The following is a 15,398-nucleotide window of genomic DNA, read 5'->3' as shown; positions in this document are numbered from 1 at the left end:
CCGGGTCTCCTCCGGCGGCGGACGCTGGTGCGTACCCAACAGAAGGAGGCGTCATGAGCACCACGTACGTCCGGCCCCACGAGGGTCAGCACATCCCGATGATCGACGGCGACCACATCGCGAAGGCCGCGGTGAAGGACGCCCAGGGCGCATTCGAGGTCTTCGAGGTCGTCGCCCCCGCCTCCCCGATGGCGCCGCCGCACGTCTCGCCGTGGAGCGGGGTGCTGTACCTGCTCGAGGGCCGTGTGACGGTGTACGTCGACGGCACGACCTACGACGTCGAACCCGGTGGCATGGTCGTCTGCCCTGCCGGCACGCCCATCACCTTCGAGGTCGTCGGCGACTCCGCCCGGTTCCTCGCGATCACCAGCGGCGACGGCGCCGGCAAGTTCTTCGCCGACTTCTCCGCCTCCGTCCCCACGGACCTTCCGGCCGCGGACTCGCTGGCCGCGATCCTGTCGGTCACCGAGCGACACGGTGTCGCGCTGGCCGGACCGAGCCATTGACAAACTAGCCGACGGTGTTGATTCTGTGAGACATGAAAATCGATGTGTCTCACGGGATCGCCGCGTACGTCCCTCCGACCGGGCCCTCCTGGGCCGACCCGTGGCCGATGTACGCCGCGCTGCGCGAGCACGACCCGGTCCACCACGTCGCTCGGGGCGACTACTGGGTCCTGACCAGGCACGACGACGTCTACACGGCGGTGCGCGACCACGAGACGTTCAGCTCGACCGGCGGGCTGACGACGGCTCACGACGAGCTCGAGCGGATCGGGCTGGCCGACAACCCGCCGATGGTGATGACCGATCCGCCGGCCCATACGGCGTTCCGGAAGCTGGTGAACCGGGGGTTCACGCCGAAGCAGGTCGAGGACGTCACTCCTCGGGTGACGCAGTTCGTCGTCGAGCGGGTCGAGCGGATCCGGGCGGCCGGCGGTGGCGACATCGTCGAGGAGCTGTTCAAGCCGCTGCCGAGCATGGTCGTGGCCCACTATCTCGGGGTCCCCGAGGCGGACTGGGGTCGCTTCGACGTGTGGACCGACGCGATCGTGACGGCCAATGCGGCGCAGGACGAGAGCATCGGAGCCGGTGCCGCCGCCGAGCTCATGGGCTACTTCGCCGAGCTGATCGAGCGACGCCGGCGCGAGCCCGGTGACGACACCGTCTCCCACCTCGTCGCCGCCGGGGAGGCCGACGACGACGCCGGGCTGCTGCGGGTGCTCGCGTTCGCCTTCACCATGGTCGCGGGCGGCAACGACACGACGACCGGGCTGCTGGGTGGCGGACTGCCGCTGCTGGCCGACCGCCCCGACCAGCGCGAGCTCGCGCTGCAGGACATCCCGGCCGCCGTCGAGGAGCTGCTGCGGCTCACCTCGCCCGTGCAGGGGCTCGCCCGGACCACCACCTGCGACGTCACGATCCATGACGTCACCGTTCCCGCGGGCAAGAAGGTCCTGCTCTGCTACGCCGCCGCGAACCGGGATCCTCGTGCCTTCGGCGCCGACGCCGAGGAGCTCGACGTCACCCGCCGGCCGCGGCAGATCCTGACCTTCGCCCACGGGGCGCATCACTGCCTCGGTGCCGCGGCCGCCCGGATGATGGGCCGGGTGACGCTCACCGAGATACTCACCCGGATGCCGTCCTTCACCGTCGACCACGACTCCCTGCGATGGGCGCCGGGGAGCTACGTACGCAGGCCCCTCAGCCTCCATGTCGAGGTGGCGGGATGAGCTGGCTGGAGGCGGAGCGGACCGAGCTCGCCGCCGAACGGATCCTCGACGCCGCGGGCGAGCTCTTCGTGGAGCGCGGCGTCGACAAGCCGGGCATGGACGAGGTGGCCCGCGCGGCCGGCTGCTCGCGGGCGACCCTGTATCGCTACTTCGAGAACCGGCAGGCGCTGATCCACGCCTTCGCCCATCGCGAGGCGCGGCTCATCACCAAGCAGGTCGCCGAGGCGACGACCGATGTGTCCGACCCCCGCCGTCGCGTGGTCGAGGCCGTGATCTCCTGCCTCGCCGCCGTGCGCGAGCGCCCCCACCTCGCCGCCTGGTACGCCGGTGACAGCACCCTGCTGCGCGAGGTGCTCCACGACTCCCCGATCATCCGCGGATCCGCGGAGAGCTATCTCGCCTCCGGCGCCACCGACCCCGACCTCGCCGACTGGGTCCTGCGCATCATCCTGTCGTTCCTCATCAGCCCCGGCGACGACGTAGAAGCAGAGCGTCGCCAGCTGGAGCGGTTCCTCGTGATGCCGCCGAGCAGCTAGACCGGCCGGACCGTCAGCGGCGGGCGGCCGACGGGGCGGTGCCGTACCTGCGGCGGTGGGCGGCGGCGAAGCGGCTCGCGGAGGAGAAGCCCCAGCGCGCGGCGACGTCGCCGACGCTGAGGGCGGGGTCGGTGGTGAGGTCGGCGTGGGCGCGCTGGAGCCTGATGTCGAGGAGATATTGGGAGGGCGCGCTACCCAGCCACTGCTGGAATCCCTCCTGCAGCCGGCGGACGCTGGTGCCAGCGAGGGCGGCCATGTCGGCGGCGGTCCAGGCCCGGGCGGGGTCGTCGTGGAGGGCCTCGACCACGCGTCGGATCGTCCGCGGCTGGGCGGCCGCGGTGACGCCGCCGTCGGGGCAGCACATCTCCATCAGGCCCGCGGCGACCGCGCCGGCGAGCTGGCGGCGTACGAGCTCGCTGTCGGCGAAGAGGTCCGGGTCGTGCAGGTTGGCTGCCAGGCTGGTGATCAGGTGATGCCAGGCGCGACCGCGGCCGGACTCCAGCGACAGCTGCTCCGGGAGGAGAGCGCGGGTGTTGACGCGGTCGGTGCCCAGGATCCGCTCGGTCTCGACCTCCAGCCAGTCGCTGTCGAACTTCACGCCGAGTACGGTGCAGGTCGCGTCCCAGTGGCTGATCAGGGACGGGGTGTCGGCCCGGAAGACGGTGCCCTGGCCGACCACCGAGGTGAGCTCACCGAACCGGCCGCGGCTCTCCAGGTGGCCGGTGATCGGCATGTTCACCTCGTACGCGCTCGGGTAGTCACACTCGATCGCGACGTCCGCGCCCCAGCCGACGTGGCCGATCAGGACCGGCCCGAGATCCAGCGTACGTAGCGTGAGCCGCGGCTCGTGAGCGCCGCCGACCGGCCGGAGCTGGTGCGGGAAGTATGCCTGGGCCACGACGCGCGAGGCCTGCCCCCAGTCCCGGGGAGCGGCTCGCATACGACCGGACATGCCGCCGAGCGTACCTGAGACGAGCGTCACAAATTGGTCGCGTTCAGGGTGCCGAACCCGCGCAATCCGTGTCGCCGGGGTGCGAGGACCGACCTACTTTCGACTCCTGTTCGGAACCTCCCACTCCCCGAGGAGCACCCATGACGACCACGCAGCAACCCGGCAAGCAGGACCTCTCCTGGCTCGACGACGTCACGATGACCGAGCTCGAGCGGAACCCCTACCCGACCTATGAGCGCCTACGCAGCGAGGCGCCGCTCGCCTTCGTCCCGGTGCTCGGCTCCTACGTCGCCTCCACCGCGGAGATCTGCCGCGAGGTCGCCACCAGCCCCGACTTCGAGGCGGTGATCACCCCGGCCGGCGGACGTACGTTCGGGCACCCGGCGATCATCGGCGTCAACGGCGACATCCATGCCGACCTGCGCGGCATGGTCGAGCCCCAGCTCCAGCCGGTCGAGGTCGACAGCTGGGTGGACGACCTGGTCCGTCCGATCGCCCGGAACTACGTCGAGCAGTTCGAGGACCGCGGGCGCGCCGAGTTGGTCGCGGAGTACTGCGAGCCCGTCTCCGTACGCTCGCTCGGCGATCTGCTGGGGCTGCAGTCGGTCTCCTCCGACAAGCTCCGCGAGTGGTTCCACAAGCTGAGCGTCTCGTTCACCAACGCCGCGGTCGACGAGAACGGAGAGTTCACCAATCCCGACGGGTTCACCCCCGGTGACGAGGCCAGGGCCGAGATCCAGGCGGTCGTCGACCCGCTGATCGACCGGTGGATCGAGCACCCCGAGAACACCGCGATCTCCCACTGGCTCCACGACGGCATGCCGCCGGGGAAGACCCGCGACCGCGCGTACATCTACCCCACCATCTACGTCTACCTGCTCGGTGCGATGCAGGAGCCCGGCCACGGGATGGCCTCGACGCTGGTCGGCCTCTTCAGCCGTCCCGAGCAGATGGAGGAGGTCGTCGACGACCCCTCGCTCCTGCCGCGAGCCATCTCCGAGGGCATGCGCTGGACGTCGCCGATCTGGTCGGCGACCGCGCGGATCAGCACCAAGCCGGTCACCGTCGCCGGCGTCGACCTGCCCGCCGGGACGCCGGTGATCCTCTCCTACGGCTCCGCGAACCACGACTCCGGGAAATACGATGCGCCCACGGCGTACGACCTGCACCGGCCGCCGCTGCCGCACCTCGCCTTCGGAGCCGGGAACCACGCGTGCGCCGGCATCTACTACGCCAACCAGGTGATGCGGATCGGGCTCGAGGAGCTCCTCGAGGCGATCCCCAACCTGGAGCGCGACACCGGCGAGGGCGTCGAGTTCTGGGGCTGGGGATTCCGCGGCCCCACCAGCCTGCACGGCACCTGGGAGGTCTGAGCGATGCCCGCCGCGATCAGTGTCTCCGGCCGCCGCGTCGAGTGTGCCGAGGACCAGTCGATCCTGGAGGCGTTCCTCCGCGCCGGCGTGTGGATGCCCAACTCCTGCAACCAGGGCACCTGCGGCACCTGCAAGCTGCAGGTCCTGTGCGGCGACGTCGACCACCGCGACTCCCCGCTCGAGACGCTGACCGCGGACGAGCGCGCGAGCGGTCTGGCACTGGCGTGCCAGGCCCGGCCGCTCGTGGACACCGAGGTCGCGCTGCGCGGCACAGAGACGGGCCGCGCCACCCACCTGCTCCGTGATCTCACCGCCACCGTCGTCGACGTCGAGGACGTGGCCCGCGACACCCGGCGCGTCCGGTTCGGCCTCGAGGAGCCGCTCGCGTTCTCGGCGGGACAGTACGTCGAGGTGCTGGTCCCCGGCACCTCCGAGCGGCGCCAGTACTCCCTCGCCAACACGGCCCAGGAGGACAAGGTCCTCGAGCTCCACGTACGCCGCGTCCCCGGCGGCGTCGCCAGCGACTGGCTCTTCGGGCCGGTGTCGGTCGGCGACCGGGTCGAGGTGCGCGGCCCGCTGGGTGACTTCCACGTTCCGGACGCGGATCAGGACGCGGGCGAGCCGATGGTGCTCATCGGCGGCGGCACCGGGCTGGCGCCCCTGCTCGGCATCGCCCGCACGGCGCTCGAACGCCACCCGAACCGGACGACGGTGCTCTACCACGGCGTACGCACCGAGGCGGACCTCTACGACACCGACCGGCTCACGGAGCTGGCCGGGACGTACCCGGGTTTCAGCGTCGTCACGGTGCTCTCCCGGGAGTCTGTGCCGGGCCACCGCAGCGGCTACGCCCCCGACGCGTTCGTGGAGGACATCGCCAGCGCCCGGGGCTGGTCCGGGTGGCTGTGTGGCTCGCCGGCGCTGGTCGAGGCCGGGGTCAAGGCGTTCAAGCGGCGCCGGATGGCGCCGCGGCTCATCCACCGGGAGAAGTTCGAGCCGGCCGACAGGCGCGGGCCGGGCGCCTGACCGGGGGAAGCCCGGACGCCGAGACCGGCCCTTGCTCAGATATATCACGAACCCCCAGGATGAACCGGGGAGCGACCGGAAGCCTCCGGTGCCCCGAGAGGAGAGAGATGCAGCAGGTCAAGGCCGTCATCGCCCGTGCCAAGGGAGCCCCGGTGGAGCTGGTGACGATCAACGTGCCCGATCCCGGCCCGGGTGAGGCGGTGGTGAAGATCCAGTCGTGCGGGGTCTGCCACACCGACCTCCACTACCGGGAGGGCGGGATCAACGACGAGTTCCCGTTCCTGCTGGGTCACGAGGCCGCAGGAGTGGTCGAGGCGGTGGGCCCCGACGTGACCGACGTGGCGCCGGGCGACTTCGTGGTGCTCAACTGGCGCGCGGTCTGCGGCAGCTGCCGGGCCTGCAAGCGGGGTGAGCCGCAGTACTGCTTCGCCACGTTCAACGCCACCCAGAAGATGGCCCTCGAGGACGGCACCGAGCTGTCCCCCGCGCTGGGCATCGGCGCCTTCGCGGAGAAGACCCTGGTCGCGGCGGGTCAGTGCACGAAGGTCGACCCGGAGGCCCGGCCCGCGGCCGTCGGCCTGCTCGGCTGCGGTGTGATGGCCGGCATCGGTGCCGCCATCAACACCGGCGGTGCGACCCGAGGGCGCTCGGTCGCAGTCATCGGGTGCGGCGGCGTCGGCGTGGCAGCGATCGCCGGCGCGGTGCTGGCCGGGGCGAGCCCGGTCATCGCCGTCGACATCGACGCCAAGAAGCTCGAGCGCGCCGCGGTGATGGGCGCGACCCACACCGTGGACTCCTCGCAGACCGACCCGGTCGAGGAGATCCGGCGGATCTGCTCGGGGACTTACGAAGGAGCCGAAGGCGCCGACATCGTCATCGAGGCGGTCGGTCGCCCGGAGACCTGGAAGCAGGCCTTCTACGCCCGTGACCTGGCAGGCACGGTCGTGCTCGTCGGCGTGCCCACGCCCGACATGGCGGTGCCCGAGATCCCGCTCATCGACGTCTTCGGACGCGGTGGCTCGCTCAAGTCCAGCTGGTACGGCGACTGTCTCCCCAGCCGCGACTTCCCGATGCTGGTCGACCTCTACCGGCAGGGCCGTCTCGACCTGGACGCCTTCGTCAGCGAGGAGATCGGGATCGGCGACATCGAGGCCGCCTTCGAGAAGATGCACCGAGGCGAAGTGCTGCGCTCGGTGGTGGTGCTGTGATGGCCGTACGTGTGGACCACGGCGTCACCAGCGGCACCTTCAGCCTCGACGGCGAGACGCACCAGGTGGACAACAACGTCTGGGTGATCGGCGACGACCAGGAGTGCCTGGTCATCGACGCACCGCACTCGGTGGAGGACATCTTGGCGGTGGTGGACGGTCGCCGCGTGAAGGCGATCGTCTGCACCCACGCCCACGACGACCACGTACGCGTGGCGCCGGCGTTGCGCGAGGCCGTTCGGGCCCCGATCCTGCTCCATCCCGACGACCGGCCGCTGTGGGAGCTCACCCACCCCGATGAGCTGTGGGACGCGGACCTCTCCGACGGCCAGGTCATCGAGATCGGCGACACCGAGGTGACCGTCCTGCACACGCCCGGTCACGCGCCGGGAGCGGTCTGTCTGTCGGTGCCGTCGCTGGGGTGCGTCTTCACCGGTGACACCCTGTTCCAGGGTGGTCCCGGAGCGACCGGGCGCTCCTTCAGCGATCGGCCCACGATCGAGTCGTCGATCCGGGCCAAGCTGTTCACGCTTCCCGGCGAGACGGTCGTCCACACCGGGCACGGCGACGACACCACGATCGCCGCCGAGGTCTCCGGCCTGGGCTGATCAGGTCCCGGGTCGCTCGTGCCGCTCGGCGGCTGCGAACTCGGTGCGCATCCAGGCGCACCACTCCAAGGACGTACGCCGTGACCGGATGCCGCCTTCGAGCGTGATCCGACTCGCGAACAGCGGGTTCGAGGGGTCGCGAGCGCCCGGGTCGTCGGAGATCTCGGCGAGCTCCTCGAGGTAGCGGTCGAGGGCGCTCTGGTGGGTCGCTTCGAGCCGAGCGACCAGGTCGTCGGCGGCATCGGGTTCGACGGTCCAGACGGACCACAGCCGGAGGACCTCCAGGTCACGGACCGGCTGGGGCTCGAGGTCGCCGACGACCCATGCCGCCAGCGCGTCCCGACCGGCTGTGGTGATCCGGTAGCGCTTCGTCGGTCGGGGACCGGCGCCCTCGATGACCTCGTGCTCGACCAGTCCGGCAGCATCGAGACGGTTCAGCTCCGGGTAGATCTGGGAGTGGCGGGCGGTCCAGAAGTAGCCGATCGGCTGACGCATCCGCTGGGCGACCTCGTAGCCGGTGCTCGCGCGCCGCGCCAGCAGGCCGAGGATCGCGAAGCCGAGGTTGGAAGCGGTCACCCCGGGGTTCCTCATATGTCAATATTGACATATGCGAAGCGTGAAGGGCGTAGCGGCCGGCGCGGCGATCCTCGGCCTGTTCCTGGCCGGCTGCGGCGCCGACGACCCCGGGCCGGCGAAGGCGAAGGAGACCGGTCCCGTGCTGCCGACCGATGGGCCGTACATCGAGGGTGAGCTCGGCGGCTGTTTCCTGCCGGAGACCGATGTGGCCGTCGAGCCGGCGCGGGTCGCCGGGCCGGAGCTCGAGCTGCCGGCCATCCGCTTCTCCCCTCCGGAGGGCCGGGATCCGTCGGCGGTGCTGGTGATGCTCCATCAGACCGACGGCGACCGCTGCGGCTGGGGCGACTTCGCGACCCTGGCGGCTCTCCAGGGCGTCGCGGGCCTCTCGTACGACCAGTGCGGCTATGGCAAGGCCGAGTGCGGGATCGAGGATCCCGACGATCCCGTCCCGCAGGTGCGGGCCGCGCTGGCCGAGGTCGAGAAGCAGTGGCCGGACGCTCCGGTCGTGCTCGTCGGTGCCTCGATGGGCGGCAGTCAGACGGTGCGGGCCGTCGCCGCCGGTGTGGACGTCGACGGCTGGGTCGACCTGTCCGGGCCGTCGAACTGGGCCGGTGTCGACCTCGCCTCGGTCGCCGACGCCATCAGCACGCCGGGCCTGATCGCCATCGCCGAGGACACCGACGGTGGCGAGGAGGCGGACGCCGCCCGCGCGCTGGCGCAGACCACGTCCTCGGAGTTCGTGCCCGCCGAGGCGGGGCACGGCTGGGAGCTGGTGGTCGAGGAGGGCCGGCTCTCGCCGCTCGGTCAGCAGGTCGTCGCGTACGCCACGAGCTGATTCTCCTCCCTGATCCTGCCCGCAAGACTCTCCGATCGGGGAGGTTGCTCCGCTCACGCCGTGATTAACGTGCGAACGGTCACCCCGTGAGAGGAGCAGCAGATGGAACCCCAGAACGAGTCGAACCCGACCGACGTCGCCACCGAGGACCTCATCGAGGAGGTCTCGATCGACGGAATGTGCGGCGTCTACTGATGCCCGATCGCATGCTCGAGGAGCCGTGGACACTCTCGCCGTCGGTGGCGCTGCGTCCTGAGCCGTTCGGGGCTCTCGCCTACCACTTCGGCAACCGGAAGCTGACCTTCCTCAAGCGGCCGGAGCTGGTCGAGGTGGTCCGGCTCCTCGAGCAGCACCCTCGTCTCGGCAGCGCGCTCGACGCCGCCGGCATCCCGCCGGAGCAGCACGACGCGTACGCAGCGGCGCTCCGTGCCCTCGCCGAGACCGACATGATCCGCCCCCGCCATGAGGAGGCAGCGTGACCCTCGCACCAGAACGCCCCACCACTCCCACGGGCCGTCCCGCCGGCGGCAGTCTCGTCGAGCAGTTCGAGTTCGGACTCGACGCCCCGATCTGCCTGACCTGGGAGCTGACGTACGCCTGCAACCTCGAGTGCGCCCATTGCCTGTCGAGCTCGGGCCGGCGCGACCCGCGCGAGCTCAGCACCGAGCAGTGCAAGGCGGTCATCGACGAGCTGCAGCGCATGCAGATCTTCTACGTCAACATCGGTGGCGGTGAGCCGACGATCCGCCCCGACTTCTGGGAGCTCGTGGAGTACGCCGTCGACCATCAGGTCGGCGTGAAGTTCTCCACCAACGGCTTCCGGATCACCCCCGAGCGCGCCGCCTTCCTGGCCTCGACCGACTACGTCGACGTACAGATCTCCCTGGACGGCGCGACCGCGGAGGTCAACGACCGGGTCCGCGGAGCAGGCTCGTACGACACCGCGCTCAAGGCCCTGAGGAACCTCCGCGACGCCGGCTTCTCCGACGCCAAGATCTCCGTGGTCTGCACCCGGGAGAACATCGGCCAGCTCGACGACTTCAAGGCCATCGCGGACGAGTACGGCGCCACCCTGCGCCTCACCCGGCTGCGCCCTTCGGGTCGCGGCGCCGACGTCTGGGACGAGCTGCACCCGCTCCCCGAGCAGCAGCGCGAGCTCTACGACTGGCTGATGGCTCATGGCGAGGATGTGCTCACCGGGGACTCGTTCTTCCACCTGGCCGCCTACGGCGAGTCGCTCCCCGGGCTCAACCTGTGCGGCGCCGGGCGGGTGGTGTGCCTGATCGACCCGATCGGCGACGTGTACGCCTGTCCGTTCGCGATCCACGACCAGTTCCTGGCCGGCAACCTCCTCGGCGAGGGCGGCTTCCGGGAGGTCTGGCAGTCCTCGCCGCTGTTCACCGAGCTGCGTTCGCCGCAGACCGGCGGAGCCTGCACCAAGTGCCAGCACTTCGACGCGTGCCGCGGCGGCTGCATGGCCGCCAAGTTCTTCACCGGGCTGCCGCTGGACGGGCCGGACCCGGAGTGCGTCCAGGGCTATGGCGAGACGGCGCTCGCCGGCGACCGATCGGTGCCGACGGCGAGCCAGGACCACTCGCGCAGCCAGGCCAGCCGCAACGCACCGGTGCTGCTCAACCTCGGAGCGACCAGGCGGCGCCCCGTCTCCGCCTGCAACGAAGACCCGCTCGCCGGAGGTGACCTGTCGTGAAGCTCGAGAACCCCTGGAAGAAGAACCCGTGGTTCGAGTCGGTCGCGGTGGCTCAGGAACGAGCCCGGCGACGGCTGCCCGAGCCGGTCTACGGCGCGCTGGTCGCCGGCTCCGAGCGCGGCCAGAGCATGACCGACAACCAGGCCGCCTTCGCCGAGCTCGGCTGGGCGCCCCATGTCGTCGGCCAGCACGCCAAGCGCGACCTGGGCACGACCGTCTTCGGCCACTCCGTCCCGCTGCCCGTCCTGATCAGCCCGACGGGGGTCCAGGCCGTACATCCGGACGGCGAGGTCGCCGTCGCCCGGGCCGCCGCGGCCCGGGGCACGATCATCGGGCTCTCCAACTTCGCCTCGAGGTCGGTGGAGGAGGTGACGGCGACCGGCGCGACCACCTTCTTCCAGATGTACTGGACCGGTGACCGAGACACGATCGTCCAGCGCATGCAGCGGGCGCACGCCGCCGGCGCCCAGGGACTGATCGCCACGCTCGACTGGTCCTTCTCGATCGGCCGCGACTGGGGCAGCCCCGAGATCCCGGAGCAGGTCGATCTGCGGACGATGATGCGGCTGGCGCCGCAGGTGGCGGCCCGGCCCCGGTGGGCGTGGAAGTTCGGGCGGACCGGTTCCTTCCCCGATCTCACCGCACCGAACCTCGCTCCGCCGGGCGGGAGCGCGCCGACGTTCTTCGGTGCCTATTACGAGTGGATGACCACCCCGCCGCCGAGCTGGGAGGACGTCGTCTGGATGCGCGAGCAGTGGCACCAGATCAGTGGCACCCCGTTCGTGCTGAAGGGCGTGTGCCGGGTCGACGACGCGCTCCGTGCGGTCGATGCCGGGGTCGCGGGCATCTCCGTGTCCAACCACGGCGGGAACAACCTCGACGGCACCCCGGCCGCGATCCGGATGGTCAAGCCGATCGCGGACCGCGTCGGTGACCAGGTCGACGTGGTGATGGACGGAGGCGTACGCCGCGGCTCCGACGTCGTCAAGGCGCTCGCGCTCGGTGCGAAGGCGGTGCTGATCGGCCGGGCCTATCTGTGGGGTCTGGCCGCCAACGGCCAGGCCGGGGTCGAGAACGTCCTCGACGTGCTGAGCGGCGGGATCGACTCGGCGCTGCGGGGCCTCGCGGTCGGCTCGGTCAGCGAGCTGCGGCCCGAGCATCTGATCGTCCCGGACGGCTTCCATGTACGCGCTGAGTGACGCCACCTGGCCCCAGGTCGGCGAGGGCACGGTCCTGCTGGTCCCCGTCGGCTCGCTGGAGCAGCACGGACCGCATCTGCCCTTCGACACCGACACGACCATCGCGACCGCGGTCACGCACGGCGTGGCCGAACGACTCGCCGAGCATGGCGTCCGGAGCTGGACGGCGCCGCCGATCGCGATCGGCTCCAGCGGCGAGCACCAGTCCTTCGCCGGCACCGTGTCGATCGGGAGCGACGCGCTGCATCTGGTCGTCGTCGAGCTCGTCCGGTCGGCCCGCACCTGGGCCGACCGGGTCGTGCTGATCAACGGCCACGGCGGCAACGCCGCCGCACTGACCAGCGCGGTCAACCAGCTCACCTTCGAGCGGCAGACCGCGTGCTGGCTGCCGTGCCGCACCGAGGAGTTCGACCTGCACGCGGGCCGCACCGAGACGTCCCTGATGCTGCACCTGCGGCCCGAGGCCGTACGCATGGATCTGGCCGAGCCCGGCGACACCCGGCCGCTCGCGGAGATCCTCCCGCTCATGCGGGCGGGCGGGGTCGAGGCGGTCTCCGCCAACGGCGTGCTCGGCGATCCCACCGGCGCCACGGCGGCGCAGGGAGCAGAGGCGCTCACCCTGATGATCGAGCAGACCACGATGGACGTGCTGGCTCCCGGCGGCGTGGCAGTGGGGTGAGACTCCCGATCGGCTTCCGGGTCCGGATCCGCGCGGACGTACGCCGCATCGACCGGCGCCTGCTGGTCGGTGGCTCGCCGCTGCGTGCCGTCCGGCTCGCCGACGCCGCCCTGGCCCACCTCGATGACGGCGAGATCACGGTGGTCGACGCGGCCACCGAGGCGCTCGCGGCCAGGCTCGTCGACGGCAACCTGGCCGATCCCGTGCTCAGCGGCCCCGGGGTGGACCCGGCCGAGCTCACCGTCGTCATCCCCGTCCGCGACCGGCCCGACCAGCTCGACCGCGCTCTGGGCCCGTTGGAGGGTCTGAGTCGCATCGTCGTCGACGACGACTCCCACGATCCCGACGCGGTCGAGAAGGTGGCCCGCCGCCATGGTGCGCGCATCATCCGGCTGCCGGAGAACCTCGGCCCCGCCGGCGCCCGCAACGCCGGCCTGCGGGCCGTCCGCACCCCGTACGTCGCCTTCGTCGACTCCGACGTCACGGTCGAGGCGACCACGCTCCTGGCGCTCTCCCGCCACTTCGCCGACGGTCGCGTCGCGCTGGTCGCGCCGCTGGTCCGCAGCCGCGCCCTCAGCCGGGAACCGCGGTGGTTCGAGCGCTTCGACGAGGACGACTCCTCCCTGGCGCTCGGCACCCGGGCCTGCGTCGTACGCCCCGGCGCAGCGGTGGGCTGGCTGCCCAGCGCCTGCCTGGTGGGGCGCGCCGACCGGCTCGGCGCGGGGTTCGAGGAGTCCATGCGCGTGGGCGAGGACGTCGACCTGGTCTGGCGGCTGGTCGAGGCCGGCGAGGTCGTCCGCTACGACCCGGACCAGACGGCCTGGCACGACACCCGCACCACGATCCGCGGCTGGCTCGGCCGTAAGTACCTCTATGGGACCGGCGGTGCCGACCTCGCCGTCCGACACGGCCGCAAGGGGGCGCCGGCCGTGATGACCGTGAGCATGGCGGCCACCGCGGCCGCGCTGATGGTGCACCGCCGGTGGTCCCTCCCGATCGCCGCGGCCGGGATCGCCTACGGCACGCTCTCGCTGCGAAGGCGGCTGCCGGAGACCCCCGGACGGGATCGGCTCGCGGTTCAGCTCTGCGCCCAGGGCCTCGGCTGGACGGTACGACAGGAGGCCGCACTGCTGCTGCGGCACTGGTGGCCGCTGACCGTGCTCCTCGCCCCGCGCAGCGCCCTCGTCCGGCGCGCCTTGGCGGCCTCGCTGCTCGTCGACGTGGTCGTCGCCCAGGTCGACAACCCCGGCACGCGATACCGGCCGCTGGCCCGGCGCCTCGACGACATGGCGTACGGCGCGGGGCTGTGGGCGGGTGCGATCAGAGCACGTTCGATCACCTGTCTGCTGCCGCGTCGACCCGGCCGGAAGACCGGCCAGGGAGGCACCTCTCCCAACGGGTAGGTCGGCCCCTCCCGGGGTGGGCTGTTTCCCGTTCCTCGCCTGTTCGGGGCGCTCTCGGCGTACCTAATGTGCTGAGCGTCACACACGCCAACGGAGGTTGCCATGCAGGTCGACGAACTACTCAAGCCGTTCCCCATCAAGGAGTTCCACCCGTTCCCCCGTGCCCTCATGGGCCCCGGCGCTCACGAGATGATCGGGCCCGAGGCTCTGAAGATGGGCTTCCGTAAGACCTTGGTGATGACGTCCGGCCTGCGCGGCACGGACATCGTCACCAAGATCGTCGAGTCGATGAAGTACCACGGCCTCGAGGTCGTCGTGTACGACAAGGTCGAGTCCAACCCCAAGGACTACAACGTCATGGACTCGGTGAAGCTCTACCAGGAGAACGAGTGCGACTCGTTCGTCTCCATCGGTGGCGGCTCGTCGCACGACGCCTGCAAGGGCGCGCGCATCTCGGTCGCCCACGACGGCCGCAACGTCAACGAGTTCGAGGGCTTCAACATGTCCGAGAACCCGAAGAACCCGCCGCACATCGCGGTCTCCACGACGGCCGGCACCGGGTCCGAGACGTCCTGGGCGTACGTCATCACCGACACCACCACCGACCCGGACAACCCGCACAAGTACGTCGCCTTCGACGACGCCTCGGTCGCCAGCCTGGCGATCGACGACCCGGTGCTCTACTTCGACTGCCCGGTCGACTACACCGCGCAGTGCGGCTTCGACGTCCTGGCGCACGCCAGCGAGCCGTACGTCTCCCGGATCAACTTCCAGCCCTCGCTCGGCAACGCGCTGCACGCGATCAAGCTGACCTCGGAGAACCTGCGGCAGGCGGTCTGGAACGGCCAGGACCTCGGCGGCCGCGAGGGGATGATGTACGCCCAGTACATCGCCGCCCAGGCGTTCAACTCCGGCGGCCTCGGCATCATCCACTCGATCAGCCACGCCATCAGTGCGTTCTACGACACCCACCACGGCCTCAACAACGCGATCGCGCTGCCGCGGGTGTGGGCGTTCAACATGCCCACGCACTACAAGCGGTTCGCCGACATCGCCCGCGCGATGGGCGTCGACACCCACGGCATGACCGACGTGCAGGCCGCCGACGCGGCGCTGGCCGCGGCCATCCGGCTGCTGCGCGACGTCGGCATCACCGAGCGGTTCGTGGACGTCACGAAGGACACGTACTCGAAGAACCGGCTCGGCCAGGGGCCGACCGCCTACTACGAGAACGCCCCGACGATCGTCGGCGACGCCGCGGACGTCGACCGGATCACCAACCACGTCCTCGGTGACGCCTGCACGCCGGGCAACGCCAAGGAGTGCACGTTCGAGACCGTACGTCCGGTGGTCGACCACTGCCTCAACGGCGACCTGGACGACCTGCTCGGCTGATCGCGCCGGCTGATCCCGTCGGGGGGGGGGGGGGGGCCCCGGCCCCCCCCCCCCCCCCCCCCCCCCCCCCCCCCCCCCCCCCCCCCCGCCCGCCCCCGCCCGCCCCCCCCCCCCCCCCCCGCGCCCCCCCCCCCCCCCCCCGGGCGGCACGCCTCGACGGGCGGGGTG

The 15,398-nt window shown here is 71.3% G+C and carries 17 protein-coding genes; 15 read left to right on the top strand and 2 right to left on the bottom strand.

Features of this window, described 5'->3' with window-relative positions:
* Positions 1 to 53 precede the first annotated feature (53 nt).
* From ACIRON_RS13370 to ACIRON_RS13360, 3 genes are read left to right on the top strand one after another with little or no spacing between them, the layout of a single operon-like run.
* Positions 54 to 506 carry a cupin domain-containing protein gene (locus ACIRON_RS13370; protein ID WP_402992782.1) on the top strand — a complete coding sequence of 151 codons (453 nt, stop codon included), beginning with the start codon at positions 54 to 56 and terminating at the stop codon, positions 504 to 506.
* Between the two features lie 32 nt (positions 507 to 538).
* The gene (locus tag ACIRON_RS13365) at positions 539 to 1,732 is read left to right on the top strand and encodes a cytochrome P450 (RefSeq protein ID WP_402992781.1); all 1,194 of its coding nucleotides are present in this window, start codon (positions 539 to 541) and stop codon (positions 1,730 to 1,732) included.
* The gene (locus ACIRON_RS13360) at positions 1,729 to 2,268 is read left to right on the top strand and encodes a TetR/AcrR family transcriptional regulator (RefSeq protein ID WP_402992780.1); all 540 of its coding nucleotides are present in this window, start codon (positions 1,729 to 1,731) and stop codon (positions 2,266 to 2,268) included. Before ACIRON_RS13365 ends, ACIRON_RS13360 begins: the two co-directional genes overlap by 4 nt.
* 13 nt (positions 2,269 to 2,281) lie before the next feature.
* On the opposite strand, the gene ACIRON_RS13355 is transcribed toward ACIRON_RS13360, so the two are convergent.
* Complete coding sequence (locus ACIRON_RS13355) at positions 2,282 to 3,220, bottom strand: AraC family transcriptional regulator (protein ID WP_402992779.1); 939 nt, start codon at positions 3,218 to 3,220, stop codon at positions 2,282 to 2,284.
* A 140-nt stretch (positions 3,221 to 3,360) separates the two neighbouring features.
* On the opposite strand from ACIRON_RS13355, the gene ACIRON_RS13350 reads away from it, so the two are divergent.
* From ACIRON_RS13350 to ACIRON_RS13335, 4 genes are all read left to right on the top strand, one after another.
* Positions 3,361 to 4,593: a cytochrome P450 gene (locus ACIRON_RS13350; RefSeq protein WP_402992778.1), complete on the top strand. Its 1,233-nt coding sequence runs from the start codon at positions 3,361 to 3,363 to the stop codon at positions 4,591 to 4,593.
* Between the two features lie 3 nt (positions 4,594 to 4,596).
* Positions 4,597 to 5,619: an FAD-binding oxidoreductase gene (locus ACIRON_RS13345; RefSeq protein ID WP_402992777.1), complete on the top strand. Its 1,023-nt coding sequence runs from the start codon at positions 4,597 to 4,599 to the stop codon at positions 5,617 to 5,619.
* A 107-nt stretch (positions 5,620 to 5,726) separates the two neighbouring features.
* Complete coding sequence (locus ACIRON_RS13340) at positions 5,727 to 6,827, top strand: S-(hydroxymethyl)mycothiol dehydrogenase (protein WP_402992776.1); 1,101 nt, start codon at positions 5,727 to 5,729, stop codon at positions 6,825 to 6,827.
* A complete protein-coding gene (locus ACIRON_RS13335; RefSeq protein WP_402992775.1) occupies positions 6,827 to 7,435 on the top strand; it encodes an MBL fold metallo-hydrolase in 609 nt (202 codons plus the stop codon). Before ACIRON_RS13340 ends, ACIRON_RS13335 begins: the two co-directional genes overlap by 1 nt.
* Here the strand turns inward: ACIRON_RS13335 and ACIRON_RS13330 are convergent, their stop codons facing one another.
* Positions 7,436 to 8,011, bottom strand: a complete 576-nt coding sequence (locus tag ACIRON_RS13330) for a PadR family transcriptional regulator (RefSeq protein WP_402992774.1) — start codon at positions 8,009 to 8,011, stop codon at positions 7,436 to 7,438. It lies immediately after the preceding gene.
* Positions 8,012 to 8,042: 31 nt separating this feature from the next.
* Between ACIRON_RS13330 and ACIRON_RS13325 the strand changes: the two genes are divergently transcribed.
* The 8 genes from ACIRON_RS13325 (at position 8,043) to mdo (ending at position 15,230) form a co-directional block, all read left to right on the top strand.
* On the top strand, positions 8,043 to 8,846 hold the full coding sequence (locus ACIRON_RS13325) for an alpha/beta hydrolase (RefSeq protein WP_402992773.1): 804 nt from the start codon (positions 8,043 to 8,045) through the stop codon (positions 8,844 to 8,846).
* A gap of 102 nt (positions 8,847 to 8,948) precedes the next feature.
* Entirely contained in the window at positions 8,949 to 9,041 is a 93-nt protein-coding gene (gene mftA, locus ACIRON_RS13320; RefSeq protein ID WP_141802062.1) for a mycofactocin precursor MftA, read from the top strand.
* A complete protein-coding gene (mftB, locus tag ACIRON_RS13315) occupies positions 9,041 to 9,325 on the top strand; it encodes a mycofactocin biosynthesis chaperone MftB (protein ID WP_091043883.1) in 285 nt (94 codons plus the stop codon). The genes mftA and mftB overlap by 1 nt, the downstream gene beginning before the upstream one ends.
* Positions 9,322 to 10,554, top strand: coding sequence for a mycofactocin radical SAM maturase (mftC, locus tag ACIRON_RS13310; protein ID WP_091043881.1), 1,233 nt, complete (start codon positions 9,322 to 9,324; stop codon positions 10,552 to 10,554). Before mftB ends, mftC begins: the two co-directional genes overlap by 4 nt.
* Entirely contained in the window at positions 10,551 to 11,753 is a 1,203-nt protein-coding gene (mftD, locus tag ACIRON_RS13305) for a pre-mycofactocin synthase MftD (protein ID WP_402992772.1), read from the top strand. The genes mftC and mftD overlap by 4 nt, the downstream gene beginning before the upstream one ends.
* Positions 11,737 to 12,432, top strand: coding sequence for a mycofactocin biosynthesis peptidyl-dipeptidase MftE (mftE, locus tag ACIRON_RS13300; RefSeq protein ID WP_402992771.1), 696 nt, complete (start codon positions 11,737 to 11,739; stop codon positions 12,430 to 12,432). Before mftD ends, mftE begins: the two co-directional genes overlap by 17 nt.
* The gene (gene mftF, locus ACIRON_RS13295) at positions 12,429 to 13,835 is read left to right on the top strand and encodes a mycofactocin biosynthesis glycosyltransferase MftF (RefSeq protein ID WP_402992770.1); all 1,407 of its coding nucleotides are present in this window, start codon (positions 12,429 to 12,431) and stop codon (positions 13,833 to 13,835) included. Before mftE ends, mftF begins: the two co-directional genes overlap by 4 nt.
* A 102-nt stretch (positions 13,836 to 13,937) precedes the next feature.
* Positions 13,938 to 15,230, top strand: a complete 1,293-nt coding sequence (gene mdo / locus ACIRON_RS13290; protein ID WP_402992769.1) for an NDMA-dependent methanol dehydrogenase — start codon at positions 13,938 to 13,940, stop codon at positions 15,228 to 15,230.
* Positions 15,231 to 15,398 lie beyond the last annotated feature (168 nt).

This window comes from Nocardioides sp. NPDC101246, from assembly GCF_044767415.1.
GTDB lineage: Bacteria > Actinomycetota > Actinomycetes > Propionibacteriales > Nocardioidaceae > Nocardioides.
This window is presented reverse-complemented; position numbering and strand designations above follow the sequence as displayed.

Coding starts and splice junctions, on each gene's coding strand:
- ACIRON_RS13370 (WP_402992782.1), top strand. CDS start 54: ATGAGCACCACGTACGTCCGGCCCCACGAGGGTCAGCACATCCCGATG.
- ACIRON_RS13350 (WP_402992778.1), top strand. CDS start 3,361: ATGACGACCACGCAGCAACCCGGCAAGCAGGACCTCTCCTGGCTCGAC.
- ACIRON_RS13360 (WP_402992780.1), top strand. CDS start 1,729: ATGAGCTGGCTGGAGGCGGAGCGGACCGAGCTCGCCGCCGAACGGATC.
- ACIRON_RS13345 (WP_402992777.1), top strand. CDS start 4,597: ATGCCCGCCGCGATCAGTGTCTCCGGCCGCCGCGTCGAGTGTGCCGAG.
- ACIRON_RS13340 (WP_402992776.1), top strand. CDS start 5,727: ATGCAGCAGGTCAAGGCCGTCATCGCCCGTGCCAAGGGAGCCCCGGTG.
- ACIRON_RS13325 (WP_402992773.1), top strand. CDS start 8,043: ATGCGAAGCGTGAAGGGCGTAGCGGCCGGCGCGGCGATCCTCGGCCTG.
- mftB (WP_091043883.1), top strand. CDS start 9,041: ATGCCCGATCGCATGCTCGAGGAGCCGTGGACACTCTCGCCGTCGGTG.
- ACIRON_RS13335 (WP_402992775.1), top strand. CDS start 6,827: ATGGCCGTACGTGTGGACCACGGCGTCACCAGCGGCACCTTCAGCCTC.
- mftA (WP_141802062.1), top strand. CDS start 8,949: ATGGAACCCCAGAACGAGTCGAACCCGACCGACGTCGCCACCGAGGAC.
- mdo (WP_402992769.1), top strand. CDS start 13,938: ATGCAGGTCGACGAACTACTCAAGCCGTTCCCCATCAAGGAGTTCCAC.
- mftE (WP_402992771.1), top strand. CDS start 11,737: ATGTACGCGCTGAGTGACGCCACCTGGCCCCAGGTCGGCGAGGGCACG.
- ACIRON_RS13365 (WP_402992781.1), top strand. CDS start 539: ATGAAAATCGATGTGTCTCACGGGATCGCCGCGTACGTCCCTCCGACC.
- ACIRON_RS13355 (WP_402992779.1), bottom strand. CDS start 3,220: ATGTCCGGTCGTATGCGAGCCGCTCCCCGGGACTGGGGGCAGGCCTCG.